Raw genomic sequence first — 25,488 nt, 5'->3', positions numbered from 1 at the left:
TGCATCCTCAAGGCGAAAGTAGATAACCGCTGCGATAGGCCTCGCGGCCGGCGACATGGGCGATCACCATGCCGGCGGTGGCCATGCGCCGCAGCGAACGGGCATACATGAGCCCGGCATGGGTGCAGTGGACGGGAGTGACCCGGTCGTTGATCGGGTCGATGATTTCAGCCACCAACTGCCCGGCCTGCAGGTATTCCCCCGGCAGTGCGGTAAACACCAGCAGCCCGCCCACCGGCGTCGCTACCGGTTCGACCCCGGCCAGGGGCGTGGCCGCAAAGGGCAGCTCGGGCAAGGGCGGCGCCTGGCCATCGATGGCGCCAAACCGGGTCAGGTAATCCACCAGGGCCTGGCAGTCCAGGCTGGCCAGGCCATGATTGACGTCGCCCTGGCCCCGCAGTTCGACGGTCACGGCAAAGCTTCCCGAGGGAATGGCGAAACGCTCCCCGAAGCGTTGCTGCAGCTGCCACCACAGCAGGGTGAAGCACTCGTCGAACGACTGGCCGCCAGAGTCGGTTGCCAGCAGGCAGGCTTCGGCGCCGAGGTAGCGAGCCAGTGGCTCCACCCGGGACCAGGCTTCGGGCGTGGTATAGAGATGCGCCACGGCTTCGAAGTCGCAATGCAGGTCCAGCACCATGTCGGCGTCACAGGCCAGCCGTTGCAGGGTCAGGCGCAGGGATTGCAGTTGCGTGGCTGGTTGCTGGCGGCCCAGGGCGGCGGCCAGGTGATGGCGGATCAGGTCAAGGTTGTGTTGCGGATCGTCATTGAGCTGGTCTTCGATGAGGTTGCCGACTGTCTCGCCGAGGTCGACGAACCAGCGGTTGAAGTTCTGCCCGCTCTCCAGCTCGTAGCGCCCCAGGGGCACATCCATCAATACCTGTTCCAGGCCTGCCGGATTGGCCACGGGCACCAGTACGATTTCGTGACGCAGGCGGCCAGCGGCTTCCAGCTCTGCCAGGCGTTGCTTGAGGTGCCAGGCCACCAGCATGCCGGGCAGCTCATCGGCGTGCAGGGAGGACTGGATGTAGACCTTGCCCTGGGCCTGGGCGGGGCCGAAGTGAAAACTGTGGACCTGCCGCGCGGTGCCCGGCAGCGGTGCGAGCAGGTCGTGGATCTGATGGCGCATTGAATGGGTTCCTGCTGCAAGTCCTAGTGGGTGGGGCCGAGGAAGGCCAGCCAACGGCGTTCGGCCAGACGGAACAGGCCCACCAGGGCGAACGTCACGCACAGGTAGATGAGCGCGGCGATGCCGAATGATTGAAAGGTCAGGAAGGTCGCCGAGTTGGCATCACGGGCGATCTTCAGGACATCGGGAACGGTCGCGGTGAAGGCCACCGTGGTCGAGTGCAGCATCAGGATCACTTCGTTGCTGTAGTACGGCAGCGAACGGCGCAGGGCCGAGGGCATGATCACGTAGGCATACAGCTTCCAGCCGCTGAGACCGTAGGCCTTGGCCGCCTCCACCTCGCCATGGGCCATGCTGCGGATCGCCCCGGCAAAGATCTCCGTGGTGTAGGCGCAGGTGTTCAGGGCGAAGGCGAGGATGGTGCAGTTCATCGCATCACGAAAGAACGCATCCAGCACCGGCTGGGCCCGGATCGCGGCGATGCTGTAGATGCCGGTGTAGCAGATCAGCAGCTGGATATAGAGCGGTGTACCGCGAAACAGGTAGGTGTAGAACTGCACTGGCCAGCGCACCAGGCGCCTGGACGAGACTCGGGCGATGGACAGTGGGATCGATACCAGAAAGCCGATGGCGATCGACGCGCTGAGCAGCCACATGGTCATGGCCAGGCCGGTGATGTGGTAGCCGTCGCTATAAAGGAAGGGACGCCAGTACTCCTGCAGAAGCTCGATCATCGCGTGGCCTCCCGGGCGCCTGCCGCATAGCGCCGCTCGAGCCGGCGCAGGACGAAGTTGGAGGCGCTGGTGATCAGCAAGTAGATCAGCGCCGCCAAAACCAGGAAATAGAACAGCTGGTAGGTGCTCTTGCCGGCATCCTGGGCCGCCTTGACCAGGTCAGCCAGGCCGATGATCGACACCAGGGCCGTGGCCTTGAGCATCACCATCCAGTTGTTGCCGATGCCCGGCAGGGCGAAACGCATCATCTGCGGGAAGACCACGAAGCGAAAGCGCTGGCCGCGCTTGAGGCCATACGCGGTGGCGGCCTCCACCTGGCCCCGGGGGACGGAGAGGATCGCGCCGCGAAAGGTCTCGGTGAAATAGGCGCCATAGATGAAGCCCAGGGTGATTACCCCGGCGCTGAAGGGGTTGATCTCGATGTATTCCCACTCCATGAAGTCGGTGAAGGAGGTCAGCCAGGTCTGCAGGCTGTAGAAAATCAGCAGCATCAGCACCAGGTCGGGCACGCCGCGGATCAGGGTGGTGTAGAGCTGGGCTGGGATGCGCAGCAAGGTCAGGCTGGACAGTTTGGCGCTGGCGCCGAGCAGGCCCAGCAGGACGCTGACCAGCAGCGATAGCACCGACAACTTGACGGTCATCCAGGTGCCTTCCAGGAGCAGGGGGCCGAAACCCTTCAAGCTGAATGCGGAAAGCCCCAGGTTTGCTAGGAGTTGTTCAAGCATTGATCAGTGACCCATGACGATAAAAAAAGCGCCCATCAAGGATGGGCGCCGGCAGGTTATTTACCGCTGTAGAGGTTCAGGTCACCGAAGTGTTTTTTCTGGATGGTGGCGTAGGTGCCATCATCGTGTAACGCTTTGATACCTTTATCCAGAAGCGCTTTCAGCTCTTTGTTACCTTTCGAGATACCCACCGCGGTCTTGGCCGGCAGCAGGGGGTCGTCAACCGGCTTGCTCACTTCATAGTCAGCCCCCTGTGGCGACTTGAGGAAGCCCAGTTCGGCCTGCAGCATGTCCTGGATCGATGCATCGAGGCGGCCGGAAATCAGATCGGCGTAGACCTGGTCCTGGTTCTGGTAGGCCTGGGTCTTGATCCCGGCCTTGTCCAGCACGGCCTTGGCGTAGGCTTCCTGGATGGTGCCCTGCTCGTAGCCGATGGTCTTGCCCTTGAGCGCCGCGGTGTCTTCGCTCAGCCCCGAGCCCTTCTTGAACACGAAGGCGGTGGGGCCGGAGAACAGCTCGCTGGAAAAGTCGATGACCTTTTCCCGAGCCGGGGTCACGGTCATGGACGAGATCACGCCATCGAACTTGTTGGCCTTGAGGCCCGGGATCATGCCGTCGAAATCACTCTCGACCCACTTGCACTTGACCTTCAGCTCGGCACAGATGGCATTGCCCAGGTCGATGTCGAAGCCTACCAGGCTGCCGTCGGCGGCCTTGGACTCGAACGGGGCGTAGGAGGGGTCGACGCCGAAGCGCAGTTCCTTGTATTCCTTGGCCAGCGCGGAGCCGGCGGCCATGCACAGGGCCAGTGCAGAAAGGGTCAGCAATGCTTTTTTCATTATTCAATCCCTAAGAGCCGATATGAGCGCTTGTGGCGCATGAGTGCTGTTACTGGAACGCAGATGACTTAATGAAAGTAGCAATTTCCGAACCAGAGTCCCGAACAGCTGTTTAAAAGCCTGGACGCAGTTGTCGCGAAGGCAGGCTCGCGCCGAAACGCAGAAGGGGGCTGGTAGAGGCAGGAGGGGGCAGGATTGCCCCTGACGGGCGGCACCAGCAACAGTGGCAGGGAGCCAATGCTCGTTATGGGAGCAGGCCCCGCTTGCACAGGGTGCACAAGCGGGGCGCGGGAAGGATGCTACTTGCCTGGGACCAGGGTCAGCCGGGTCTTGCCGTAGCTGCGTTCGAAGTTCTGCGGTTGCATCGGGAAGCTCAGGTACTGGGCCTTGAGCCAGCCATCGATGCCGTTGGCATAGTTCGGGCTTGCCGGGTTGCCCGACTGGCCGCTGCTGTTGAGTCCCATCAGGGGTTCGCTCAGCCCGAAGTCGACGATCAGGCGCAAGGCTGGGGAGCTGCCGACGGCAAAGTCCTGGCCCCATGGGTAGGGCGCGGCGTTGACGGTGTTCTGGTCACCACCGGCCTGCAACGGCCCACGGATGAGCTGGCCGCCGCTGCCGGTCCAGCGGTAGCTGTGCAGCTTGCCCCATTGCCAGGCCTTGCGATCGCCACCCAGCAGTTGCTCGCCGGACTGGATCGCGCCGGCCAGGCTGCGGGCCAGGATCGCCGGCTTGTCCTCTTTTTGCGGGGTGCGTGAATCGTCCCAGAACGGGCTGTCTTCCTGGCTCAGCAGGTGATCGGCCTGGGCGGAGTAGGACAGGTTGCCGTTGGCGACGAACGCCTGCCAGGCGGAGCCGGATTCCGGTCCCAGCTTGTCGAGGAAGACCTGCCGGGCACTTTCCTGCAGGAACAGCTCATACAGCGCTGCATCCGCCGAGCCGGTGCTGACCTTGCCATCGAACGCCATCAGGCGGCTGTAGGCCTCGCGAGCCCTGGCCCGGTCGGCGTCGGGGAGTGCTTCGATGGCCTTTTTCAATGGCTGGGCCATGCCAGGGGCCTCGAACATCTTTTTCAGCTTGGTGGCGAACAGGCTGGTCTGGTCGTATTGCAGGGCGATCAGGCTGCGGTTGTCCTGTTTGCCGCTGGAGGCCAGCTGGGCCAGGCGTTCGGCGCGCTCCGGGGCGTCCCAGGAGTTGGACAGCTGCATGCCGTAGCCGCGGGCGATCACGCGTTGGTTGGCGATGGCGAGCCAGCCCTGGGCCGGGTCCTGGTCGTAGGGGTGGAGCATCGGGTCGGCATAACCATCCCAGTCATACCGGCCATCCCAGCCTGGTGAGGGCAGCAGGCCTTCACCTTCGCGGCGGTTGGGGAAGCGCCCGGTGACCTGCCAGCCGATATGGCTGGCATCGGCGAACACCAGGTTCAGGGCGATGGCGCGGATTTCCCGGCTGGCGTCCGACGCCTTCTCGGCATTCTGTGCACGGGACAGGTCGAAGAACGCGTCCAGGCTACGGTCATCCTTGAAGTCGGGCGTCTGCAACGCCAGGCCCAGGCCATTGGCCAGTGCATTGCCCTGGGCGCTGTTGAGCAGCGGGCCGTGGCGGGTTTCGTATACCGCTTCGCGAATTGGTCGTTGCCCCTTGACGAAGTAGGTCTCGTTACGCACCGCCACCGGCTGCCATTTCCCGTTGTTCTGGTAGTAAAGGGCATTGCCCTGGCGCTTGAGCTTTTCCAGGAACAGGTCCTGGTTGTCGCCCTCCACCGAACTCAGGCTCCAGGCCACCTTGCCGTTGAACCCCTGGAGGATGACGGGCAGGCCGGGAATCGAAGCGCCTGCGGCCTGGTATTTTGGTGCACGCACTTGTACGAGGTGCCAGGCGCCTGACTGGCTGTCACTGGCCAGCAGGCTGCGGCCGTTGCGGCTGCGCTGGGGAGCGATGGCCAGATTGCTGGCGCCGCTGACGCCCAGGGCGTTGAGCTGGGCCAACTGGTTGGCGGCACGGCTGATGTCGCTCAGGCCGGGGACAGTGAGGTTCAGGCCCTTGAGCTTGTCGGCCTCGGCCAGGGGCAAGGGTTCGTCGGGATAGCTGGGTGTCAGCCAAGGCAGCTTGTCGCTGCCCACTTTCTGTGCCAGCACCAGGGCATTGATTTCTTCGAGCAGGTTGGCGGACTGGCCGAAGCTCAACAGGCAGAAGATCAGCGCCGAGTCTTCGGGTTTCCAGTATTCGGGGGTATAGCCGTGGGCTGCCAGGTCCGGCGGCAGCTTGTCGCGATAACGGAACAGATAGGCGTTGACGCCGCGTGCGTAGACTTCGAAGAAACGCTTGATCCGAGGCGAAGAAGCCTTGTACAGCTCATCGGCGCTCTTTTTCAGGTTCACCGCGCGCATCAGGCGATCGACGTCCAGGACGTCGGCTCCGGACATTTCAGCCAGCCGGCCCTGGGCCAGCAGGCGCAGGGTCACCATCTGGCCGATCCGGTCGCTGGCGTGCACGTAGCCCAGGGTGAACAGCGCATCGTGGAAGCTGTTGCTCTCGATCAGCGGCACACCCACGGCGTTGCGACGTACCGACACGTTCTGTGCCAGGCCCTTGAGCGGTTGCACGCCAGAAGTGGGAGGCAGGCTGTTCTGGGCGTTCCAGGACTGGCAACCGGCCAGGCTCAGGACGCCGGCTACTGCCGCGGCAACGCCGAATCGGGGAAGAAAATGTGAGAAGGCTGGCGAGGCCATGGCAAAGCTCCTGCGGGGGGTAGCGTCGATAAAGGCGCTACGTTAGTGAGCAGGCGTGTGCTGCGCAAGCAGGGCGGCAGGTATTTGTCGCCGGCCGGCCCGGCGGCCTTCGGCGGCGGGCCGGTGAAGCGTTGCAGGCCCCGAGGATCAGGTCGGATTGACCTGCTCCACCAGGGCATAGGCACGTTCGGTGGCAGGGCGCGCCTTGATGCCATTGAACCAGCGATGCAGGTGGGGGAAATCCTCGAGCCTCTGGCTCTGCTTCTTGAAGGACGCGATCCATGGATAGATCGCCATGTCGGCGATGCTGTAGCCGTGCCCGGCGACGAACGGCCGGTCTGCCAGGCGTCGGTCAAGCACGCCATACAGGCGTGCGGTCTCATCCACGTAGCGCTTGATGGCGTAGGGGATCCGTTCCGGGGCGGCGTGGGCGAAATGGTGATTCTGCCCGGCCATCGGTCCCAGGCCGCCCATCTGCCAGAACAGCCATTGCAGGGTTTCCTGGCGACCGCGCAGGTCCTGGGGCAGGAACAGGCCGGTCTTCTCGGCGAGGTACAGAAGGATTGCGCCGGACTCGAACAGCGACAGGGGCTGGCTGCCGTCGGCTGGCTGATGGTCGACGATGGCGGGGATACGGTTGTTGGGCGCGATCTTGAGGAACTCGGCCTTGAATTGCTCGCCCAGGCCGATGTTGACCGGATACAGGTTGTAGGGCAGCCCGGCTTCTTCGAGGAACAGCGAGATCTTGTGGCCGTTGGGGGTGGTCCAGTAGTACAGGTCGATCATGCAGCGCTCCAGGTGGATGTGACTTGTCTAGGGACAACGAACCCCGGCATTGGATCGCTCCGCCGGTGTTCGAGAACTTGCCCGGGATTGTGGGGTAGTGTTGAAGTGGCAACCTTCGAACGAATGTCCCAAGGACGAGCCTCCATGCCCCTTACCGCTGATACGGCGCTGATCATCATCGACCAGCAACAAGGCATCCTGCACCCCCGATTGGGGCCGCGCAACAATCCCCAGGCCGAGGCGCGCATGCTGCAGTTGCTGGCTCACTGGCGTGAGCGGAGCTGGCCGGTGGTCCATGTGCAGCATCTGTCACGTTCGCCAGACTCGGTGTTCTGGCCTGGGCAATCCGGGGTGGAGTTCCAGCCGCGATTTCGTCCCCAGGGGCAGGAGAAGCTGGTCCAGAAGCAGGTGCCGGATGCGTTTTGTGGCAATTCCCTGGAGGCGGACCTGAGGGCCGGAGGGATCGGGCAATTGGTCATCGTCGGCGTGGCGACCCACAACTCGGTGGAGTCCACGGCGCGCACGGCCGGTAACCTGGGATTTGCCACCTGGGTGGTGGCCGATGCCTGCTACACCTTCGACAAGCCGGACTTTGCCGGACGACACCGGACGGCCGAGGAGGTGCATGCGATGTCGCTGGCCAACCTGCATGGCGAGTACGCCACGGTGGTGGATCTGGCGCAGCTGCTGTAGGCGCTGCAGCCTGCCGGCAAGGCTGCCGGCAGGTGTCGTTTCACGGGCGGATCAGGCGCCGTGGCACTTCTTGTACTTCTTGTCGCTGCCGCACGGGCAAGGATCGTTGCGGCCGACGTCTTTCAGTGCGTTGCGCACCGGCTCCTGGTGGCCATGGTTGCAATGCGGGCCGTGGACATGGCCATGGTCGTGATGGTCATGATCGTGGTTGCAGTCAGGGCCATGGACATGAGGTTGCTGGGTCATTACGGGTCACTCCGGGATAAAATCGCCGGGAATTATCACGCCATTGCGCTTCAGGTGCACGTCTTTGCCGATGAATAATCCCACTTCCAGCTCGCCCTCAAGGCGATAGGGAATGGGCCGGTCGGGCTTGTGCAGCAGTTTCACCAGGTCACGGATCTGTGGCCACAGGTTGGTGCGTACCGGTACCTTGAAATAGCGACTGCTGTGGGGCGTGACGGTGAACCAGTGCTCATGCTCGCCGTCGCTGAGCAGGAACGGCCCGAGGTACACCCGGTAGGCCAGGCGGCGTACGGTCAGGTCGTCATCGTTGTGGTTGTCCACCCGCAGATGCAGGGTGAAGCGCTGTTCCAGCAGGTTGGCCTTGACCACCTCGACCTTCACCAGATGCACCTCGGGATCGACGTCCTCGTCGACGAACCAGGACGTACATCCGCACAGGCCCAGTATCCCGAGCAGGCAGAGGATTCGCAGCAGGCGCAGCTCACCGATCATTGCAAGGCTCCCTTTGGACCCCCTGTAGCCGTCCTGGACCGGGGGCGATCGTGGCGGGCGAAGGTTCAGCGGGTGAAGTAGCTGGCGCAGCACTTCTTGAATTTCTGTCCGCTGCCACAGGGGCAGGCATCGTTGCGCGAAGCCTTGAGCGGCACCGTGGGGTCGATGAAGTACCAGCGCCCCTGGTTCTGAACGAAGGACGAGCATTCGCGATGGCTATGCTCGCCCTGGCTGTCATGCCAGCGGGCGGTGAAGGTGACGAAGGCATGCTCGGGCTGGCCGCCGAACACTTCCGAACCTTCCACCTGGAGCCCCAGCCACGTGCTCTGCGCGCTCCAGTCGCTGATGGACTGGCGATCCAGCCCCGCCTGCTGCGCCGGCAGGGTGGTCGCTATCAGGTAGTCCACCTGGCCCAGCACATAGGCGCTGTAGCGCGAGCGCATCAGGGCTTCGGCGCAGGGCGCGGGATGGCCGGCATGGTAATGGCCGCAGCAGGTATCCAGCAGGTTGCCGCTGCCGCAGGGACAGATCGAAGCGCTCATCGTGTTACCACCAGTACTTTCCAAAATTTTCCGGGTTCGCCCAGAACCGTGAATTGAGCCAGTCAGGCACTTGTTTGTATTCAAGCAGATCGTAGGTAAACAGGGTCAGCATCTGTTGTTCGCGCTCAAAGCGCTCGCTGGCTTGCAGGGCCAGCGAGAAAAAGTCGGTCTCCTGCCAGCCGCAGGCGGACAGGTCGGCCAGCACGGCGATGCGGCTGGCATTGAGGTTGCGAATGCCGCCGAGCAGGTTGAGGCCCTCGCGCTTGGGCAGGTGTTCCAGGCAATCCACCACCAGCGCCAGGTCGAAACGCTGCGCGGCCAGTTCGGTGGGCAGGGGCCCCGGGATGGCCTGGGCCACTTCGGTTGCCGGGTGGGCGGCCTTGAAGGCGGCCAGGGCGGGAAAGTCGCTGGTGCCAACCAGCAACAGCCGTTGCGGCGCATAACGGTCCAGCAGGGCGGCCAGCGCCTGCTGCGGGGTACGGGTAGAAATACCGACGCTCATCATCGTTCCTCGATCAGAGCGTCCAAGACTAGCTTGCTGTCACCTTCGGGCCTAGAGAGGTTTGCCATTTTATCGACGATGCCTGGGTGTTCAAGGCGAGAGACGGGAGGCAGGCGTTTGCCAGCGTCGCCCTTGGGCCGGGTCCTGGTCGGTGACAGGCAGCAAGCCCCCGGGGGATGGGCCATGGAGCGTCGTCCAGACCAAGCGTTGAAAAGAGGAGCGCGTGTGGTTCGACGGTGTCGCGCGGGGCTGGTCGTCTACGCTGTCGAGTCCAGGGATCGGGTGTGGCGATCCTCGTCGATCCGGCGGCTAAAGCACCGCTGCTGGAAGAATTTTCATCCTGCTCTGGCTTATGCCGGTCATAAGTCGTTACTGTGCGCGCAAAGAATAATTCACAAGGGGAGCGTATGAAGGTCTTATGGGGGCTGGGGAAGTTTCTGACCCTGGTGTTTTGGCTGGTGGTGCTGATCAACCTGGCCAGGCCATTGATCAATCCGCTGCATCTGCTGGTCAACCTGGCGGGTTGCCTGTTGCTGCTGACCCATCTGCTGGAACTGGTGCTGTTCAATGGCAGCCTCAAGGGCCGTGCACATCCCTGGCGTGATCGCCTGCAAATCCTGCTGGTGGGCATCTTTCACCTGCAGACACTTCCCGTTCCTGTCGTCGTCGAGGCCGACCATGCGTAAGCTCTGCCTGCTGGCCCTGTTCTGCAGCCCCCTGGCCCTGGCCCAGGAGGTCAGGGTCGAAGCCAATTCCTTCATGCGCCTGCCCAATACCGCCAGCACCCTGAAGCTGGAGCGACTGGACGTGGCCGACTTTGGCACCTTGCTGGTGCCGGCCAATGTCACCGAACTCAGGGTCGACAGCCTGCACCTGGGGCGCGAAGCGCGTATTGCCATCGTGCCTACCGAATCGAGCCTGCAACTGGTGGTTCGGCGTGCGCAGTTGGAGGAGGGCAGCCAGCTAACCTCACGTGGGGCGCCGGGCAATTATGAAAAGGCTGCCAAGCCTGGACGCAACCTGAACCTGCGCATCGAGTCGTTGAGTGCCGAGCAGTTGTCGGTGGATGCCCGGGGCGGTGCCGGGGCGCCGGGGTATGTCGGCCTGGACGGTGCCAATGGCGAGGAACCGGGTTGCACCTGGGGCCAGGCCGGGCGTGGTGCCGACGGAGACAACGGCGGCAATGGCCACCCGGGTGCCCAGGGGGGGCAGGTGCGCCTGGAGCTGCCCCGGGACTTTCCGGACGAACAGATCAAGGTCTGGGTCGACGGTGGTGCCGGCGGTCTGGCGGGGGCCGGTGGCAAGCCCGGTTCTGGCGGCAAGTCCAAGGGGTGCGTGGTCTATCGCGCTGATGGCGCCAAGAGTGGTCGTCCTGGTGCCCAGGGGGAGCCTGGACCCCAGGGCGCGGCAGGCTCGCTGACGGTGCAGCGCTTGTAACCTGCTCCACCCGCCACGAACCTCGATCGCCCGCCACCCACGCGGGCGATCGCGTTTCAGAAGGTTGGCCGGGCCGCCGCCAGAGCTACCAGTAGCAGGCCGATGATCAAGTTGAGTCCTACCAGGCGGCGGATCCTGCCCAGCACCGTGGCACCGCTCGGCCAGTCCTGTGCGGCCACCGCCTGGCGCAGCTCCGGCAGTTGCAGCGACTGGATGCGGATGAACAGGGCGGTCATCACCAGGTACAGCCCCATCATGATCTGCACATACTTCGGTGCGGTTTCGAAGCCGCTGAAGCGCAGGTGCAGCAGGCCCATGCCGCTGATCGGCAAAAGCACCACCGCCGCCCAGACCCAGGCGAAGAAACGCGGGAACACCTGGGCCCACAGCTGCAGCCGCTGCGGGCCTTCCAGTGCCACCACGGCTGCGGGGCGCAGGACCATCCAGGCGAAGAACATGCCGCCGACCCAGACCAGGGCGGCCAGTACGTGCAAGCTGTAGGCGAGGGCGAAAGCGGTCATTCGGGTACTCCGTTCTGCGCAGGATGAATTAGCGGGGTATGATAGCGGCCGATTCGAACCACTGAAAATTTATCCAGCGTTTTGCGCGCCTGAAGAACCATGATCAGCAACGAACTCAAAACCACGATCCAGGGCGCCTACTCGCGTTTTCTCGAAGCCAAGAGCCTCAAGCCGCGTTATGGGCAGCGCCTGATGATCGCCGAAGTGGCCAAGGTCCTGGGGGATATCGACACCGACGACGAGGGCCGGCGCAGTGGCGACCCGGCGGTGGTCGCGGTGGAAGCCGGCACCGGTACCGGCAAGACCGTGGCCTACAGCCTGGCGGCGATCCCCACGGCCAAGGCCGCCGGCAAGCGCCTGGTGATCGCCACCGCCACCGTCGCCCTGCAGGAGCAGATCGTCTACAAGGACCTGCCCGACCTGATGCGCAACAGCGGCTTGAATTTCAGCTTCGCCCTGGCCAAGGGGCGCGGGCGCTACATGTGCCTGTCCAAGCTCGACATGCTGTTGCAGGAAGGCCACGCCCAGACCGCCACTGCCCAGCTGTTCGAGGAAGAAGGCTTCAAGATCGAAGTGGACGAGGCCAGCCAGAAGCTGTTCACCAGCATGATCGAGAAACTGGCCGGCAATAAGTGGGACGGTGACCGTGACAGCTGGCCCAACGCCCTGGAAGACGCCGACTGGGCGCGCCTGACCACCGACCATAGCCAGTGCACCAACCGCCATTGCCCCAACTTCGGCCAGTGCGCCTTCTACAAGGCCCGGGAAGGCATGGGCAAGGTCGACGTGATCGTCACCAACCACGACATGGTCCTGGCCGACCTGGCCCTGGGCGGCGGTGCCGTGCTGCCTGACCCGCGCGACACCCTTTATGTGTTCGACGAAGGCCACCACCTGCCGGACAAGGCCATCGGCCATTTCGCCCACTACACCCGGCTGCGTTCCACCGCCGACTGGCTGGAGCAAACCGCCAAGAACCTCACCAAGCTGCTGGCCCAGCATCCTCTGCCGGGGGACCTGGGGCGCCTGATCGAACAGGTGCCGGAGCTGGCGCGGGAGATCAAGACCCAGCAGCAGTTCATGTTCACCGCCTGCGAGCAGATTGCCGACTTCAAGACCGGTGAAGACATGGAGGGCCGTGAGCGGCCACGTCATCGTTTCGTCGGCGGGTTGATTCCCGAGCACATGCGGGAGATGGGCATCGAGCTGAAAAAGGGCTTTTCGCGTCTCACCGATCTGTTTACCCGGCTCACCGAACTGCTCAAGGAAGGCATGGATGGCGAGGTCAACATCGGCATCGCCAGCAACCAGGCCGAGGAATGGTACCCGTTGTTCGGCAGCCTGCTCGCCCGGGCTTCGGGCAATTGGGAACTGTGGACTGCGTTCACCGTCGAGGACCCGGAGGACAACCCCCCCATGGCCCGCTGGCTGACCCTGGCCGAAAGCGGTTCGCTGTTCGATATCGAGGTCAACGCCAGCCCGATCCTGGCCGCGGAGATGCTGCGCCGCAATTTGTGGAACGTGGCCTATGGGGCCCTGGTGACCTCGGCGACCCTGACCGCCCTGGGTACCTTCGACCGCTTCCGCATGCGTGCCGGCCTGCCGAAAAAGGCCGTCACGGCCGTGGTGCCCAGCCCGTTCCACCATGCCGATGCCGGGGTGCTGCGAGTGCCCGACCTGCGGGCCGATCCACGCGATGCACCGGCCCATACCGCGGCGATCATCCGTGACCTGCCGGAGCTGGTGGAAGGCTCGCGGGGCACCCTGGTGCTGTTCTCCTCGCGCAAGCAGATGCAGGACGTGTTCGACGGCCTGGACCGCGACTGGCGCAAGCAGGTGTTCATCCAGGGCAACCTGTCCAAGCAGGAGACCCTCAACAAGCACAAGGCCCGGGTCGATGGCGGCGATTCCAGCGTGCTGTTCGGCCTGGCGAGCTTTGCCGAGGGCGTGGACCTGCCTGGCGCCTATTGTGAGCACGTGGTGATCGCCAAGATCCCGTTCTCGGTACCGGATGATCCGGTGGAGGCGGCGCTGGCCGAGTGGATCGAGGCCAGGGGCGGTAATCCGTTCATGGAGATCTCGGTGCCGGACGCATCCCTCAAGCTGGTCCAGGCCTGTGGCCGACTGCTGCGCACCGAGCAGGACCGCGGCACCATCACCCTGCTGGATCGCCGTCTGGTCACCCAGCGCTACGGCAAGGCCATCCTCAATGCCCTGCCACCTTTCCGCCGGGAAATTGCCTAGGGGCTGGTGCGGGCTTGTCGCGTCGCCAGCCGATCGCGACATCCACCCCTGCCTCGGCCCCTTCATCGGATGAGCGGGCAGGGCACGCCCCTTCGCGTGCCCTGCCGGCTATTTAACGTCAACGCTTGTGCACCGGCCGTCCAGCGGCCCTACAAGGAGAACCACGTTCACATGATTCGCCGCTCGTTGCCTGCCGTACTTGCCCTGTTGTTTGCCGCGCCCGTACTGGCGGCCCCTGCCGGACAGCAGACGCTGTTCAACTTTGTCCGCCCTGCCTCCGTGGTGCAGGTAGTGACTCAGGATGCCAGCCTGCCGCAGTTCAACGCGGAGCAAACGGCCGAGGGCGAGGTGCTGCGACGGGTCACGTTCAACCCGACCATCCGTCCCAGCTTGCGCCTGAGCCCCCAGGTCGGCGCCTGGGACTGGTCGCAGTCCGGGTTGATGAGCCTGCGGGTCCAGAGTGCGATGAACTGGGCCCTGACCTTGTACGTGACCCTCCAGAGCAACGATGGCAAGACCCTGGTCAGCCGGGTCGACTTGCCGGCCGGTCCAGCGCAGACCCTGCTGGTGCCACTGGTGGCCAGTAGCGCCCTGGGCCAGGGGATGAAGGCTGCACCGCCGATGCCCATGACGGTGAACGGCCAGCGCATCCTGCTGGCCAGCAGCGCAGGGCAACTGGACCGCAGCCAGGTGGTGTCGGTGACCTTGTCCCTGGATAACCCCAAGGCTTCGCAGAGCATCCTCGTCGAGCGTTTCGGTGTGCAGGACGACGATGGCGTGGTCCGGGCCGTCTACGGTGCCTTGGTGGACGCCTATGGCCAGTCGACCCGGGACCGCTGGCCCGAGAAGATCGGCAGCGACGAGCAGCTCAGGGCCGCCGATGCCAGGGAGCAGCAACAGCTCAAGGGCTGGCTTGGCGAACGGGAAAAGGCCGCCCTGGATCGTTTCGGTGGCTTGAGCCAGGGACCGGCCTTCAAGGCCAGCGGCTTCTTCCGTACCGAGAAGCGCGATGGGCGCTGGTTCCTGGTGACTCCCGAAGGGCATCCGTTCTATTCCCTGGGGGTCAATACCCTGGCGTCGGACAACAGCCGTACCTATGTCACCGGGCGCGAGTGGATGTTCAACGCTTTGCCCCAGCAAGGCGAGCCCCTGGCAGCCTATTACGGCGAAGGCGACAACCGTGGAGGCAACGGTGCCGACCAGGGCCGTGGCTACAGCGCCGGACATTGGTACGATTTCTATCGGGCCAACCTGCAGCGCACCCATGGCGCGCCATGTGCCGCTCCTGAGTCGGCGGCGGCCGCGACGGAGTCGGGCCAGACGGCGGCCCCTTGCGTCGCTACAGGGTTCGATGAAAAACGCTGGCTCGGCCACACCCTGGATCGGTTGCAGGCCTGGGGTTTCAACACCATCGGCAACTGGAGCGCGCCAGCCCTCGGGCTAGCCGACCGGGTGCCCTATACCCTGCCGCTGTCGATCGTGGGCGACTATGCCAGTATCAGCACCGGCAGCGACTGGTGGGGCGGCATGCCCGACCCCTTCGATCCGCGCTTCGCCATGGCCACCGAGCGGGCCGTGGCCATTGCCGCCCGCGATCATCGCGATGATCCCTGGTTGATCGGCTATTTTGCCGACAACGAACTGGCCTGGGCCGGCCCGGGGGACGATCCGAAGGCGCGTTATGCCCTGGCCTACGGCACCCTGCGCTTGACCACCGACGTTCCGGCCAAGCGGGCCTTCCTCAAGCAGCTGCGCGACAAGTATCGCAACCAGCAAGGCTTGTCCAAGGCCTGGGGCATCGACCTGCCGGCTTGGGAACTGATGGAGGACCCGGGCTTCGAGGCACCGCTGCCCAGCCCGGAACACCCGGAAATCGAAGCCGATTATCGCTATTTCCAAAGGGTCTTCGCCGATACCTACTTCAAGACCATTGCCGATTCGTTGAAGTGGCATGCCCCCAACCATCTGCTGCTGGGTGGCCGTTTTGCCGTCAGCACGCCCGAGGCCGTGGCCTCCTGTGCCCAGTATTGCGATGTACTGAGCTTCAACATGTACACGCTCAAGCCCCAGGATGGCCAGGACTTCGCTCACTTGCGCAGCCTCGACAAACCGGTGCTGGTCACCGAGTTCAGTTTCGGTTCCAGGGATCGTGGTCCGCTCTGGGGCGGGCCCATCGAACTGGCTCGCGAGGAGGAACGGGGGCCGGCCTATGCCAGCTTCCTCACGCAGGCGTTGAGCGAACCGTCCATCGTCGGCGTGCACTGGTTCCAGTACCTGGACCAGCCGGTGACCGGCCGCCTGCTGGACGGTGAAAATGGCCACTTCGGCCTGGTGGGTATCACCGATGTGCCGTTCCAGGGGTTCGTCGACAGCGTGCGCAAGAGCAACCTGTTGGCGCTGGAGCAGTTGGGCAAGGCTGCACAGCGCGCGCGAGCCTTGGCCGAGAAGGCCGCTGCCAGCGCGCCTGCGGTAGAAAACCGGGGCGTGGCGCGCAAGGCGGGCGAGGTGGAGCCTGCCGCTGGTCACTCCGGCAATGGCCTCTGAGGGGGGGCGGGGTCGGGTTCGCTGAGCGGGCCCCGGTTGTTCCCAAATGCCCCCGGGGCTGAAACAATGCGCGCCACGTTGCCGAGTAGTGTTGCAGGGGGAGTCAAGGGTGCAGATTCAAGGTCATTACGAGCTTAAGTTCGAGGCGGTCCGCGAGGCTTTCGCGGCGCTTTTCGAGGATACCCAGGAGCGTGGTGCCGCACTGTGCATCCAGGTCGGTGGAGAAACCGTGGTCGATCTCTGGGCCGGTACCGCCGACAAGGACGGTGCCGAGGCCTGGCACAGCGACACCATCGCCAACCTGTTTTCCTGCACCAAGACCTTTACTGCCGTGGCCGCCTTGCAACTGGTGGCCGAGGGCAAGCTCAAGCTGGATGCGCCAGTGGCCGACTACTGGCCGGAATTCGCGGCTGCGGGCAAGGCGCGCATTACCCTGCGCCAACTCTTGTGCCACCAGGCCGGCTTGCCGGCCTTGCGGCAGCTGATGCCGGCAGAGGCCTTGTACGAATGGCAGACCATGGTCGACGCCCTGGCAGCCGAGCAACCGTGGTGGACACCGGGGGAGGGGCACGGCTATGCCGCCATTACCTATGGCTGGCTGGTGGGCGAGATGATCCGCCGGGCCGATGGCCGTGGCCCTGGCGAGTCGATAGTGGCACGGGTGGCCAAGCCCCTCGGGCTGGATTTCCATATCGGCCTGGCTGACGAAGAATTCCATCGCGTGGCGCATATCGCCCGGGGCAAGGGCAATGTCGGCGATGCTGCGGCCCAGCGCCTGCTGCAAGTGACCCTGCGCGAGCCCGAGGCCATGACGACCCGGGCATTTACCAATCCACCGTCTATCATGACCAGCACCAACAAACCTGAATGGCGGCGCATGCAGCAGCCGGCGGCCAATGGTCACGGCAATGCCCGCAGCCTCGCCGGGTTCTACAGCGGCCTGCTTGATGGCCGCTTGCTGGAGGCCGACATGCTCGAAGAATTGACCCGGGAGCACAGCCTGGGCATGGACAAGACCCTGCTGACCCAGACCCGTTTCGGCCTGGGTTGCATGCTCGACCAGCCCGAGGTGGCCAATGCCACTTTTGGATTGGGTCCGCGGGCATTCGGTCATCCGGGGGCAGGGGGTTCCATCGGGTTCGCCGATCCGGAGCACGACGTGGCGTTCGGTTTCGTGACAAATACCCTGGGTCCCTATGTATTGATGGATCCCCGAGCGCAGAAGCTGGTGCGAATTCTGTCGGATTGTCTGTAAAAAGGTTGCTGTTAAGAACTTTTTTGCTTAAACATGCTTGAAAAGCCCCAGGACGGAACCCTGTGGCTTTTATAATTTCCAAGCGTCTGTTTGTAGCGGTTATTTAGACCGAACTTTTTATCTCATTTTGTGGATATCCCATGTCGTCGAACAAGTCTCTAGCCTTGGCCATCTGCCTGACCGTCACAGGTTGTGCACAAACCCCACAAAATGAAGCGGACGGCGGCCATTGGTGGTCGTTCGGAGGCGACAAGGCCGCCAGTAAGGAATCGGCTCCTGCTCCTGCCCCGGAAAAACCAGCCACGGCCGAAGCTGCCCCAACAGCTCCTGCGGCCAAGCCGGCTGTTGCAGCCAAGGGCGCTCCCGCAGCCGCCGCAGGCAAGGCCACGGCTTCGACCAAGCAGGCCGCACCAGCAGCCAAGGCCCCAGCAACCAAGCCGGCTGTTGCAGCCAGCCCGGTTGCCGAACCCGCTCCGGCTCCCGTCGCAGCGGCCCCGGCAGCAGCGACAGAGACCGTTTCTGCCAAGGCCGACGGCGGCAACTGGTGGTGGCCGTTCTCCTCTTCCAAGGAATCCGACAAGCCGGTAGCCGAGGCCAAGAAGGCCGAGCCTGCTCCAGCCGTGGCCAAGGCTGCCGACTCCGATACCAACTGGTGGTGGCCTTTCGGCAAGAGCCAGCCCAAGCCCCTGAGCAAGGTCAATGTGGCAGATATCCCGATGCCTGACCCAAAAATCACCCAGGCCTGGCTGGACGATTACGAGCCGCGCCTGCGCGAAGCCGTGAAGGACAGCAAGCTGCAAGTGGAGCGTCGTGAGAACGTGCTGGTGGTCACCGCACTGGTCGATGCCTCCTTCAACCCGGATCGTCCAGCCATGCTGCTGCCGGTGACCCTGGGCCCGTTCACTCGCGTGGCCAAGGCCGTGGAAGGAGATCCGAAGACTGCCGTACTGATCCTCGGCCATGCCGACGCCACTGGCCCGACCCTGGCCAACCAGAAACTGAGCCGTGACCGTGCCCAGTCCATTGCCGCGATCTTCAGCCTCAGCGGCCTGAAGCAGGACCGCCTGATGCTGCGTGGCATGGGCGCCGTGATGCCTCGCGCCGCCAACGATAGCCCGCAGGGCCGCTCGCTGAACCGTCGGGTGGAAATCATGCTGACCCAGCGCAGCACCATGCTCGGCCTGCTGAGCAAGTACAACCAGCCGACGCCGTCCGAAACCGAGATGGTCGCGGTGCAGGATGCCAAGCCGCCGGTTCCGGCTCCGGCCAGCAAGAAGGCAGCGGCCAAGAAACCCGCAGCGAAGAAGCCGGTAGCGAAGAAGGCAGCGGCCAAGAAAACCGTGGCCTCCGCCAAGAACCCGACGGCTGCTGCCCAGGCCAAGAACTGATCTTCAAGGATAAGGAAAAGCAGGCATGACCCAGTCTCTGGCTGATATGCGTCGCGACTACACCCGTGACGGCTTGTCCGAGGCCCAGGCTCCGACCGAACCCTTTGCGCTGTTCCATCAGTGGTTCGCAGAGGCGGTGAAGACCGAGCAAGCCCCTGTGGAGGCCAACGCCATGACCCTGGCGACCGTCGATGCCGACGGTCGTCCCCACTGTCGTATCCTGCTGCTCAAGGGGTTGGATGAACAGGGTTTCACCTTCTTCTCCAACTACGAGAGCGCCAAGGGGCAGCAACTGGCCGCACGGCCTTTTGCCGCCATGACGTTCTTCTGGCCGACCCTGGAGCGCCAGGTGCGTATCGAGGGGCGGGTGGTCAAGGTCTCTGCCGAGGAGTCCGATGCCTACTATCAGGTACGGCCCCTGGGCAGCCGTTTGGGGGCCTGGGCATCACCGCAGAGTCGGGTCATTGCTGATCGCGCCGAGTTGCAGGCGCTGCTCAAGGCCACCGAGGCGCGTTTCAGCGACAGCCAGCCCGACTGTCCTGAGCACTGGGGCGGTTATCGCCTGCTGCCCGAGCGTATCGAGTTCTGGCAAGGGCGCTCGAGCCGCCTGCATGACCGCCTGAACTATCGTCTGCAAGCCCAGGAGTGGGTTCGCGAACGCCTGGCCCCCTGAATCCTCCAGATCACTCGCCGGGGTAACCGGCCGCAGCGGCTTCCAGCCATTGCGGCAGGTCCCGGCGTTTTATTTTCTGGCGCTGGGCATCGGCCAGTTGCTGCAGCATGTATTGCTTCTTCTGCGCATCGGTGCCGGCCATCGACAGCGCCAGGTCCCGGTCCGTCCAGCGCTTGATGCGCACATACAGCCACCAGTGGAAATACAGTCCGGCCACGGTGACCGCGAAGATGATGAAGTAATCCATGGAAAATCCCTTGTTCGGTGGCGTTATGCTGGAGCCAGGGGCTAACGTGGTGATAGGCCTGGTGCCCACGCAGCCTGTACTTTGGCTGAATGAAAGCAATTTTATCCGGGCGGCGCCGTGACAGGTGTCAAGCTGCGGAGTCTAATGATTTATTGTCCCTTGGAGTTGATCCTATGCGTAAGTCTGTTTTGCTGGTTGCGTCCTTCACTGCGATGGCCATGTTGCTGGGCGGTTGCGCCTCCAACCTGACCGGTGATTCCTACTCCCGTGATGAAGCGCGTCGTGTGCAAAACGTGCGTCTGGGCACTATCGAATCCCTGCGTCCAGTGAAGATCGAAGGCACCAAGACCCCAATCGGCGGCGCTGCAGGTGCAGTGATCGGCGGTGTAGGCGGCAGTGCCATCGGCGGTGGCCGTGGCAGCATCGTCACCGCGGTCATCGGGGCCGTGGCTGGCGGCCTGCTCGGCTCGGCTACCGAGGAAGGCCTGACCCGTACCCAGGGCGTGGAAATCACCGTACGCGAAGACGACGGCAGCATGCGTGCCTATGTGCAACAGGTTCAGGAGAACGAAGTGTTCCGTGTTGGCGACCGCGTGCGCATCATGACCGTCAACGGCACCAGCCGCGTGACTCGCTGATTTTTCATCAGCCAAACAAAACCCCGGCCAGGCAACTGGTCGGGGTTTTGTGTTTTCAGGCCGCGCGATCGGGTGCGATCAGGTTGCCAGGGACGTGCGCTTGCGGCTTGCAGCAGCGGTGACGGCATAACCGATCAGGGCCGCGAACAGCGAACCGGTGAGAATTCCCATGCGGTCCATGCCGGCGTATTCGCTGCTGCCCGGTACAAAGGCCAGGGAGCCGACGAACAGGCTCATGGTGAAGCCGATCCCGCAGAGAATCGCCACGCCGAACACCTGGCCCCAGTTGGCGCCGGACGGTAGCGCCGCAAGGCCAGTCTTGACGGCCAGCCAGGTCAAGCCGAAGACCCCGACCGTCTTGCCCAGCAACAGGCCGATGGCGATGCCCATTGGCACGGCGTGGGTGAAGCTCTCGACGGTCACGCCGCTCAGCGACAGACCTGCGTTGGCAAAGGCGAACAGCGGCAGGATGCCGAACGACACCCACGGATGCAGCGCGTGCTCCAGCGTCTGCAGCGGCGAAGGCTCGGCGTTGCGGGTACGCAGGGGGATGCAGAAGGCAAGCGTCACGCCCGCCAGGGTTGCATGAACCCCACTCTTGAGCACGCAGACCCACAGGATCAGTCCAATGATCATGTAGGGCCCGAGCTTGACCACCCCCAGGCGGTTCATCGCCACGAGCGCCGCGATGCAGGCCGCTGCCAGCATCAGGGACAGGGTCGACAGGGTGCCGGAATAGAAGATCGCGATGATCACGATCGCCCCCAGGTCGTCGATGATTGCCAGGGTCATCAGGAACAGCTTCAGCGACGTGGGTACCCGCTTGCCCTGCAGCGCCAGCACTCCCAGGGCGAAGGCGATGTCGGTGGCGGTGGGAATCGCCCAGCCGTTGAGGGCTGGTGGATTGTCGCGGTTGAGGAACCAGTAGAACAGCGCCGGCACCAGCATGCCGCCAATGGCTGCCGCACCCGGCAGGACCACCTGCGAAGGCTTGGACAGCTGGCCGTCCAGGACTTCACGCTTGACCTCCAGGCCGATCAGCAGGAAGAACAAGGCCATCAGGCCGTCGTTGATCCACAGCAGCAGCGGCTTGGCAATCTTCAGGGCGCCGACCTGGGCCACCACCGGGGTTTCCAGCAAGCCGTTGTACAGCCAGGACAGGGGCGAGTTGTTGATGACCAGTGCGAGGATGGCGGCAGCGATTAGCAACAGGCCGCTGGCCGCCTCCATGGCAAAGAAACGGGTAAAAGTACTACGCAGAGGCAAGGGGCGCTCTCCATCTAAAAGCAAACAAGGTGGCACACCCTAACCCGTACAGTTGGTTGTTAAAACAAAAGTTATATTCTTTTTTGTTATATGTAGAGGGCAAGCGGCCTGCTGAAAAATGCTGTGTGCAGTTGTGTTTCCAATTGCTTCGCAGCTGTACCTGTCGGGGCTGCAAGTTATTTCCTAACATGACTGTCGACAGCGGCCGCGAGCGCTTTTCCATTCGATGGAAAGTGCCTGCCGTGTTGGACCAGGATCACCTATGCAGGGTGCATTTCATCTTCTTGCGCCGGTATGGCGTTCGATCCGAAGAGAATAGAACATGAGCGACAACCGCCAGTGGGCCCGCGAGGCCATCCGCATCATCGAAGCCGACTTTCAGCGCAGCGCCGATACCCACCTGATCCCCTTGCCCCTCGCCGGTTATCCGGGCATCGAGTTGTATTTCAAGGATGAGTCCAGCCACCCGACCGGCAGTCTCAAGCACCGCCTGGCCCGTTCGCTGTTCCTGTATGCGCTGTGCAATGGCTGGCTCAAGCCGGGGGCGCCGGTGATCGAGGCATCCAGCGGTTCCACGGCCATTTCCGAGGCCTATTTCGCCCGCCTCCTGGGATTGCCGTTCATCGCGGTCATGCCGGCCACCACGTCCCAAGAAAAAATCGCCCAGATCGCCTTCTATGGTGGCAAGAGCCACCTGGTGCAGGATCCGACGCAGATCTATGCCGAGTCCGAGCGACTGGCTCGCGAGAGCGGCGGGCACTTCATGGACCAGTTCACCTATGCCGAACGGGCCACCGACTGGCGTGCCAACAACAACATTGCCGAGTCGATCTACCAGCAACTGCGCTTCGAACGGTATCCGGAGCCCGCCTGGCTGATCTCCAGCCCCGGTACGGGTGGCACCACTGCGACCCTGGGGCGTTATGTGCGTTATCGCCAGCACGGCACCCGGGTGCTATGCGCCGACGCCGAGCGCTCGGTGTTCTTCGACTACTACAACAGCGGTGACGCCAGCCTGCGGTTGGACTGTGGCTCGCGGATCGAGGGCATTGGCCGGCCGCGGGTCGAGGCCTCGTTCCTGCCCAAGGTGATCGATGCGATGGTCAAGGTGCCGGACGCCCTGTCCCTGGCGGCCATGCACTATCTGGCCCGGCGCCTCGGACGGCGGGTCGGCGGCTCCAGTGGCACCAACCTGGTCGGTGCACTGATGGCTGCCCAGCAGATGGTCGCCGCTGGCGAAGCGGGTTCGATCGTGGCGATTCTCTGTGACGGTGGCGAGCGCTATGCAACCACCTATTACGATGAGCAGTGGCTGGCGGAGCAGGGATACGCACTGGTTGACTTGATCGAGGCGGTGGCTGCGAGCGTCGAGCGGGGTGTCGCCTTGCCTACCAGCGTGTTGCGCGCCGGCATCTGAAGCAATGGGGGAGCCGTCACAGCGGCTCCCCCATCCTTGCCTCAGGCCTGGAGGCCGAGGATGTCGCGGGCCACGGCTTCAGCGATGCGAATACCGTCGACACCGGCGGACAGGATGCCTCCGGCGTAACCGGCGCCTTCGCCTGCGGGGAACAGGCCCTTGAGGTTCAGGCTCTGCATCGAGGCGTCGCGGGTGATGCGCAGTGGCGACGAAGTGCGGGTCTCGATCCCGGTCAGCACGGCGTCGTGCAGGGAGTAGCCCTTGATCTGCCGATCGAAGGCCGGCAGGGCTTCGCGGATCGCCTCGATGGCGAAATCCGGGAGCGCGAGCGCCAGGTCGCCCAGGTTCACCCCGGGTTTATAGGATGGCTCGACACTGCCGATGGCAGTGCTGGGCTTGCCGGCGATGAAGTCGCCCACCAACTGCGCCGGAGCCTGGTAATTGCTGCCGCCGAGGATGAACGCGTGGGACTCCAGGCGTTCCTGCAGCTCGATGCCGGCCAGCGGGCCGCCCGGGTAATCCACTTCCGGGGTGATGCCCACCACGATGCCGGAGTTGGCATTGCGCTCGTTGCGCGAGTACTGGCTCATGCCGTTGGTCACCACCCGGTTCGGCTCGGAGGTGGCTGCCACTACCGTGCCGCCTGGGCACATGCAGAAGCTGTAGACCGAACGACCGTTCTTGGCGTGATGCACCAGCTTGTAGTCGGCGGCGCCGAGTTTCGGATGGCCGGCGTACTTGCCCAGGCGTGCGCTGTCGATCAGCGACTGCGGGTGTTCGATGCGAAAACCCACCGAGAACGGCTTGGCTTCCATGAATACGCCCTTGGCGTGGAGCATGCGGAAGGTGTCGCGGGCGCTGTGGCCCAGGGCCAGGACCACATGGCGCGATTCCAGCTGCTCGCCGCTTTCCAAGGCTACGCCAGTCAGTTGCTCGCCCTCGGTGAGCAGGTCGGTGACTTTTTGCTCGAAGCGCACCTCGCCGCCCAGGGCGATGATTTCCTCGCGCATCTTCTCGACCATGCTGGTCAGGCGGAAGGTGCCGATGTGCGGTTTGTTGATGTAGAGGATCTCGTCCGGCGCACCGGCCTTGACGAACTCTTCCAGGACCTTGCGGCCGTGGTGCTGCGGGTCCTTGATCTGGCTGTACAGCTTGCCGTCGGAGAAAGTCCCGGCACCGCCTTCGCCGAATTGCACATTGGACTCGGGGTTGAGCACGCTCTTGCGCCACAGGCCCCAGGTGTCCTTGGTGCGCTGGCGCACTTCCTTGCCGCGCTCGAGCACGATCGGCTTGAAGCCCATCTGCGCCAGCAGCAGGCCGGCGAAGATCCCGCAGGGGCCGAAGCCGACCACGATCGGCCGCTCCTGTTGCCCCGCCGGGGCCTGGCCGACGTACTTGTAACTGACATCCGGTGCCGGGTTGATGTTGCGGTCGTCGGCGAATTTCTGCAGCAGGCTCGCCTCGTCGCGCACGTTGAGGTCGATGGTGTAGATGAACAACAGTTCCGAGGACTTCTTGCGCGCGTCGTAGCTGCGCTTGAACAGGGTGAAGTCCAGCAGGTCGTCGCTGGCGATCCCCAGGCGCTGCACGATGGCGGTGCGCAGGTCTTCATCGGGGTGGTCGAGCGGCAACTTGAGTTCGGTGATTCGTAACATGACGGGGTCCGGGTAGGCGGTGCGCGACAGTGCGCCGGCTTGCTTTGCACAAACCGGCGATTATAAGCCGCAATCCATCCGAGCCGTGAGGCTAAAACGGTTGCTCGTCGAATCAGTCGCTGCGCGAGCCGCCGAAATAACCGCAACCGCGTTGCACCTGGCCGTCCACTCGCAGCTCGGCACTCAGGTGCTGGACGCTGCCGGTCACGCTGTCCACGCAACGTTGTGGGGCGACCCACAATTCGACGCGCCGGTTGTTGGCTTCGCTGGTGAGGTTGAAGCGACCTTCGCCCAGTTGTTCCTCCAGGTAGGGCAGGGCCAGGGGGGGCTGGCCATCACGCTCGATCTTCATGCCCTTGGTATTGACGTCGACCTTCCATGCCGGGCCGTTGCCGCTGGCCCGCAGGATCAGGCGCTGGAAGTTGGGATCGCCACAGGCGTTGGAGCGCTCGACCCGATACAGCTGGCGCAGGTCCAGCTGGCCGTCGCCGCTACCGCTGGCAGACAGCTTGCCGCGCAGGTCGGCGAACAGCTTGCCCGGCTTTTCCGCCAGGGTTGCCGCTTCCTGCAACACGCTGGTGCCGCCGCCGTCGTTGACCACGTAGCGACGGTCCTCGGTGCAGGGCTTGAACAGCAACTTGCCCTCCGCCACGCTCAGCTCACCCTGTACCCGGGCCAACCCGGCCATGGACGGAGCCTGGGGCTGGTCATTGAACAACGGCAGCATCTGGCAGCCGGCGAACAGCGGCAGCAGGGCGAAACAAAGCAGGGAACGGGCGGTGCGCATCA

General features: G+C 63.9%; 25 protein-coding genes. 10 read left to right on the top strand and 15 right to left on the bottom strand.

What is annotated here, in order from left to right; genetic code table 11:
- Positions 1–7: 7 nt before the first annotated feature.
- The 6 genes from LGQ10_RS12530 to LGQ10_RS12505 form a co-directional block, all read right to left on the bottom strand.
- Complete coding sequence (locus LGQ10_RS12530) at positions 8–1,126, bottom strand: succinylglutamate desuccinylase/aspartoacylase family protein (protein ID WP_058437482.1); 1,119 nt, start codon at positions 1,124–1,126, stop codon at positions 8–10.
- Positions 1,127–1,149: 23 nt separating this feature from the next.
- The gene (locus LGQ10_RS12525; protein WP_226525718.1) at positions 1,150–1,860 is read right to left on the bottom strand and encodes an ABC transporter permease; all 711 of its coding nucleotides are present in this window, start codon (positions 1,858–1,860) and stop codon (positions 1,150–1,152) included.
- The gene (locus LGQ10_RS12520) at positions 1,857–2,585 is read right to left on the bottom strand and encodes an ABC transporter permease (protein ID WP_226525717.1); all 729 of its coding nucleotides are present in this window, start codon (positions 2,583–2,585) and stop codon (positions 1,857–1,859) included. Before LGQ10_RS12520 ends, LGQ10_RS12525 begins: the two co-directional genes overlap by 4 nt.
- A gap of 56 nt (positions 2,586–2,641) precedes the next feature.
- Positions 2,642–3,424, bottom strand: coding sequence for a transporter substrate-binding domain-containing protein (locus tag LGQ10_RS12515; protein ID WP_226525716.1), 783 nt, complete (start codon positions 3,422–3,424; stop codon positions 2,642–2,644).
- 299 nt (positions 3,425–3,723) lie between these two features.
- Positions 3,724–6,153 carry a penicillin acylase family protein gene (locus LGQ10_RS12510; protein WP_226525715.1) on the bottom strand — a complete coding sequence of 810 codons (2,430 nt, stop codon included), beginning with the start codon at positions 6,151–6,153 and terminating at the stop codon, positions 3,724–3,726.
- A 147-nt stretch (positions 6,154–6,300) separates the two neighbouring features.
- A complete protein-coding gene (locus LGQ10_RS12505; protein ID WP_226525714.1) occupies positions 6,301–6,939 on the bottom strand; it encodes a glutathione binding-like protein in 639 nt (212 codons plus the stop codon).
- Positions 6,940–7,083: 144 nt separating this feature from the next.
- On the opposite strand from LGQ10_RS12505, the gene LGQ10_RS12500 reads away from it, so the two are divergent.
- A complete protein-coding gene (locus tag LGQ10_RS12500) occupies positions 7,084–7,632 on the top strand; it encodes a cysteine hydrolase family protein (RefSeq protein ID WP_226525713.1) in 549 nt (182 codons plus the stop codon).
- 51 nt (positions 7,633–7,683) lie between these two features.
- Here the strand turns inward: LGQ10_RS12500 and LGQ10_RS12495 are convergent, their stop codons facing one another.
- From LGQ10_RS12495 to LGQ10_RS12480, 4 genes are all read right to left on the bottom strand, one after another.
- Entirely contained in the window at positions 7,684–7,878 is a 195-nt protein-coding gene (locus LGQ10_RS12495) for an SEC-C metal-binding domain-containing protein (RefSeq protein ID WP_058436061.1), read from the bottom strand.
- A 6-nt stretch (positions 7,879–7,884) separates the two neighbouring features.
- On the bottom strand, positions 7,885–8,370 hold the full coding sequence (locus tag LGQ10_RS12490) for an LEA type 2 family protein (protein ID WP_226525712.1): 486 nt from the start codon (positions 8,368–8,370) through the stop codon (positions 7,885–7,887).
- Between the two features lie 65 nt (positions 8,371–8,435).
- A complete protein-coding gene (locus LGQ10_RS12485) occupies positions 8,436–8,912 on the bottom strand; it encodes a YchJ family protein (protein ID WP_226525711.1) in 477 nt (158 codons plus the stop codon).
- A 4-nt stretch (positions 8,913–8,916) separates the two neighbouring features.
- Positions 8,917–9,414 carry a DUF6231 family protein gene (locus LGQ10_RS12480; protein ID WP_226525710.1) on the bottom strand — a complete coding sequence of 166 codons (498 nt, stop codon included), beginning with the start codon at positions 9,412–9,414 and terminating at the stop codon, positions 8,917–8,919.
- A 407-nt stretch (positions 9,415–9,821) separates the two neighbouring features.
- On the opposite strand from LGQ10_RS12480, the gene LGQ10_RS12475 reads away from it, so the two are divergent.
- Complete coding sequence (locus LGQ10_RS12475) at positions 9,822–10,100, top strand: DUF1145 domain-containing protein (protein WP_058434163.1); 279 nt, start codon at positions 9,822–9,824, stop codon at positions 10,098–10,100.
- Complete coding sequence (locus LGQ10_RS12470) at positions 10,093–10,851, top strand: collagen-like protein (RefSeq protein WP_226525709.1); 759 nt, start codon at positions 10,093–10,095, stop codon at positions 10,849–10,851. The genes LGQ10_RS12475 and LGQ10_RS12470 overlap by 8 nt, the downstream gene beginning before the upstream one ends.
- 56 nt (positions 10,852–10,907) lie before the next feature.
- Here the strand turns inward: LGQ10_RS12470 and LGQ10_RS12465 are convergent, their stop codons facing one another.
- Positions 10,908–11,372: a CopD family protein gene (locus LGQ10_RS12465; protein WP_058434161.1), complete on the bottom strand. Its 465-nt coding sequence runs from the start codon at positions 11,370–11,372 to the stop codon at positions 10,908–10,910.
- A gap of 99 nt (positions 11,373–11,471) precedes the next feature.
- On the opposite strand from LGQ10_RS12465, the gene dinG reads away from it, so the two are divergent.
- The 5 genes from dinG to pdxH all read left to right on the top strand — a co-directional run bounded on the left by dinG (position 11,472) and on the right by pdxH (position 19,476).
- The gene (gene dinG / locus LGQ10_RS12460; protein WP_058434160.1) at positions 11,472–13,616 is read left to right on the top strand and encodes an ATP-dependent DNA helicase DinG; all 2,145 of its coding nucleotides are present in this window, start codon (positions 11,472–11,474) and stop codon (positions 13,614–13,616) included.
- A gap of 171 nt (positions 13,617–13,787) precedes the next feature.
- The gene (locus tag LGQ10_RS12455; RefSeq protein WP_226525708.1) at positions 13,788–16,160 is read left to right on the top strand and encodes a beta-galactosidase; all 2,373 of its coding nucleotides are present in this window, start codon (positions 13,788–13,790) and stop codon (positions 16,158–16,160) included.
- Between the two features lie 109 nt (positions 16,161–16,269).
- A complete protein-coding gene (locus LGQ10_RS12450) occupies positions 16,270–17,415 on the top strand; it encodes a serine hydrolase domain-containing protein (protein ID WP_058434158.1) in 1,146 nt (381 codons plus the stop codon).
- Between the two features lie 140 nt (positions 17,416–17,555).
- The gene (locus LGQ10_RS12445; RefSeq protein ID WP_226525707.1) at positions 17,556–18,803 is read left to right on the top strand and encodes an OmpA family protein; all 1,248 of its coding nucleotides are present in this window, start codon (positions 17,556–17,558) and stop codon (positions 18,801–18,803) included.
- 25 nt (positions 18,804–18,828) lie between these two features.
- Positions 18,829–19,476 (top strand): pyridoxamine 5'-phosphate oxidase, encoded by a 648-nt coding sequence (gene pdxH, locus LGQ10_RS12440; protein WP_226525706.1) that lies wholly within the window; start codon positions 18,829–18,831, stop codon positions 19,474–19,476.
- 10 nt (positions 19,477–19,486) lie between these two features.
- On the opposite strand, the gene LGQ10_RS12435 is transcribed toward pdxH, so the two are convergent.
- A complete protein-coding gene (locus tag LGQ10_RS12435) occupies positions 19,487–19,723 on the bottom strand; it encodes a hypothetical protein (RefSeq protein ID WP_058436175.1) in 237 nt (78 codons plus the stop codon).
- Positions 19,724–19,896: 173 nt separating this feature from the next.
- Between LGQ10_RS12435 and LGQ10_RS12430 the strand changes: the two genes are divergently transcribed.
- The gene (locus LGQ10_RS12430) at positions 19,897–20,361 is read left to right on the top strand and encodes a glycine zipper 2TM domain-containing protein (protein WP_058436176.1); all 465 of its coding nucleotides are present in this window, start codon (positions 19,897–19,899) and stop codon (positions 20,359–20,361) included.
- Positions 20,362–20,439: 78 nt separating this feature from the next.
- Here the strand turns inward: LGQ10_RS12430 and nhaA are convergent, their stop codons facing one another.
- The gene (gene nhaA / locus LGQ10_RS12425; protein WP_226525705.1) at positions 20,440–21,627 is read right to left on the bottom strand and encodes a Na+/H+ antiporter NhaA; all 1,188 of its coding nucleotides are present in this window, start codon (positions 21,625–21,627) and stop codon (positions 20,440–20,442) included.
- Between the two features lie 322 nt (positions 21,628–21,949).
- Here nhaA and LGQ10_RS12420 point away from each other — a divergent pair, with 322 nt between their 5' ends.
- Positions 21,950–23,044: a PLP-dependent cysteine synthase family protein gene (locus LGQ10_RS12420; protein ID WP_226525704.1), complete on the top strand. Its 1,095-nt coding sequence runs from the start codon at positions 21,950–21,952 to the stop codon at positions 23,042–23,044.
- Positions 23,045–23,085: 41 nt separating this feature from the next.
- On the opposite strand, the gene LGQ10_RS12415 is transcribed toward LGQ10_RS12420, so the two are convergent.
- Both LGQ10_RS12415 and LGQ10_RS12410 read right to left on the bottom strand, forming a co-directional pair.
- Complete coding sequence (locus tag LGQ10_RS12415) at positions 23,086–24,699, bottom strand: NAD(P)/FAD-dependent oxidoreductase (protein WP_226525703.1); 1,614 nt, start codon at positions 24,697–24,699, stop codon at positions 23,086–23,088.
- 112 nt (positions 24,700–24,811) lie between these two features.
- Positions 24,812–25,486: a COG3650 family protein gene (locus tag LGQ10_RS12410; RefSeq protein ID WP_058433626.1), complete on the bottom strand. Its 675-nt coding sequence runs from the start codon at positions 25,484–25,486 to the stop codon at positions 24,812–24,814.
- Positions 25,487–25,488 lie beyond the last annotated feature (2 nt).

Origin of the sequence: Pseudomonas sp. L5B5 (genome assembly GCF_020520285.1) — a bacterium.
In the GTDB taxonomy this organism is placed as follows: domain Bacteria; phylum Pseudomonadota; class Gammaproteobacteria; order Pseudomonadales; family Pseudomonadaceae; genus Aquipseudomonas.
This window is presented reverse-complemented; position numbering and strand designations above follow the sequence as displayed.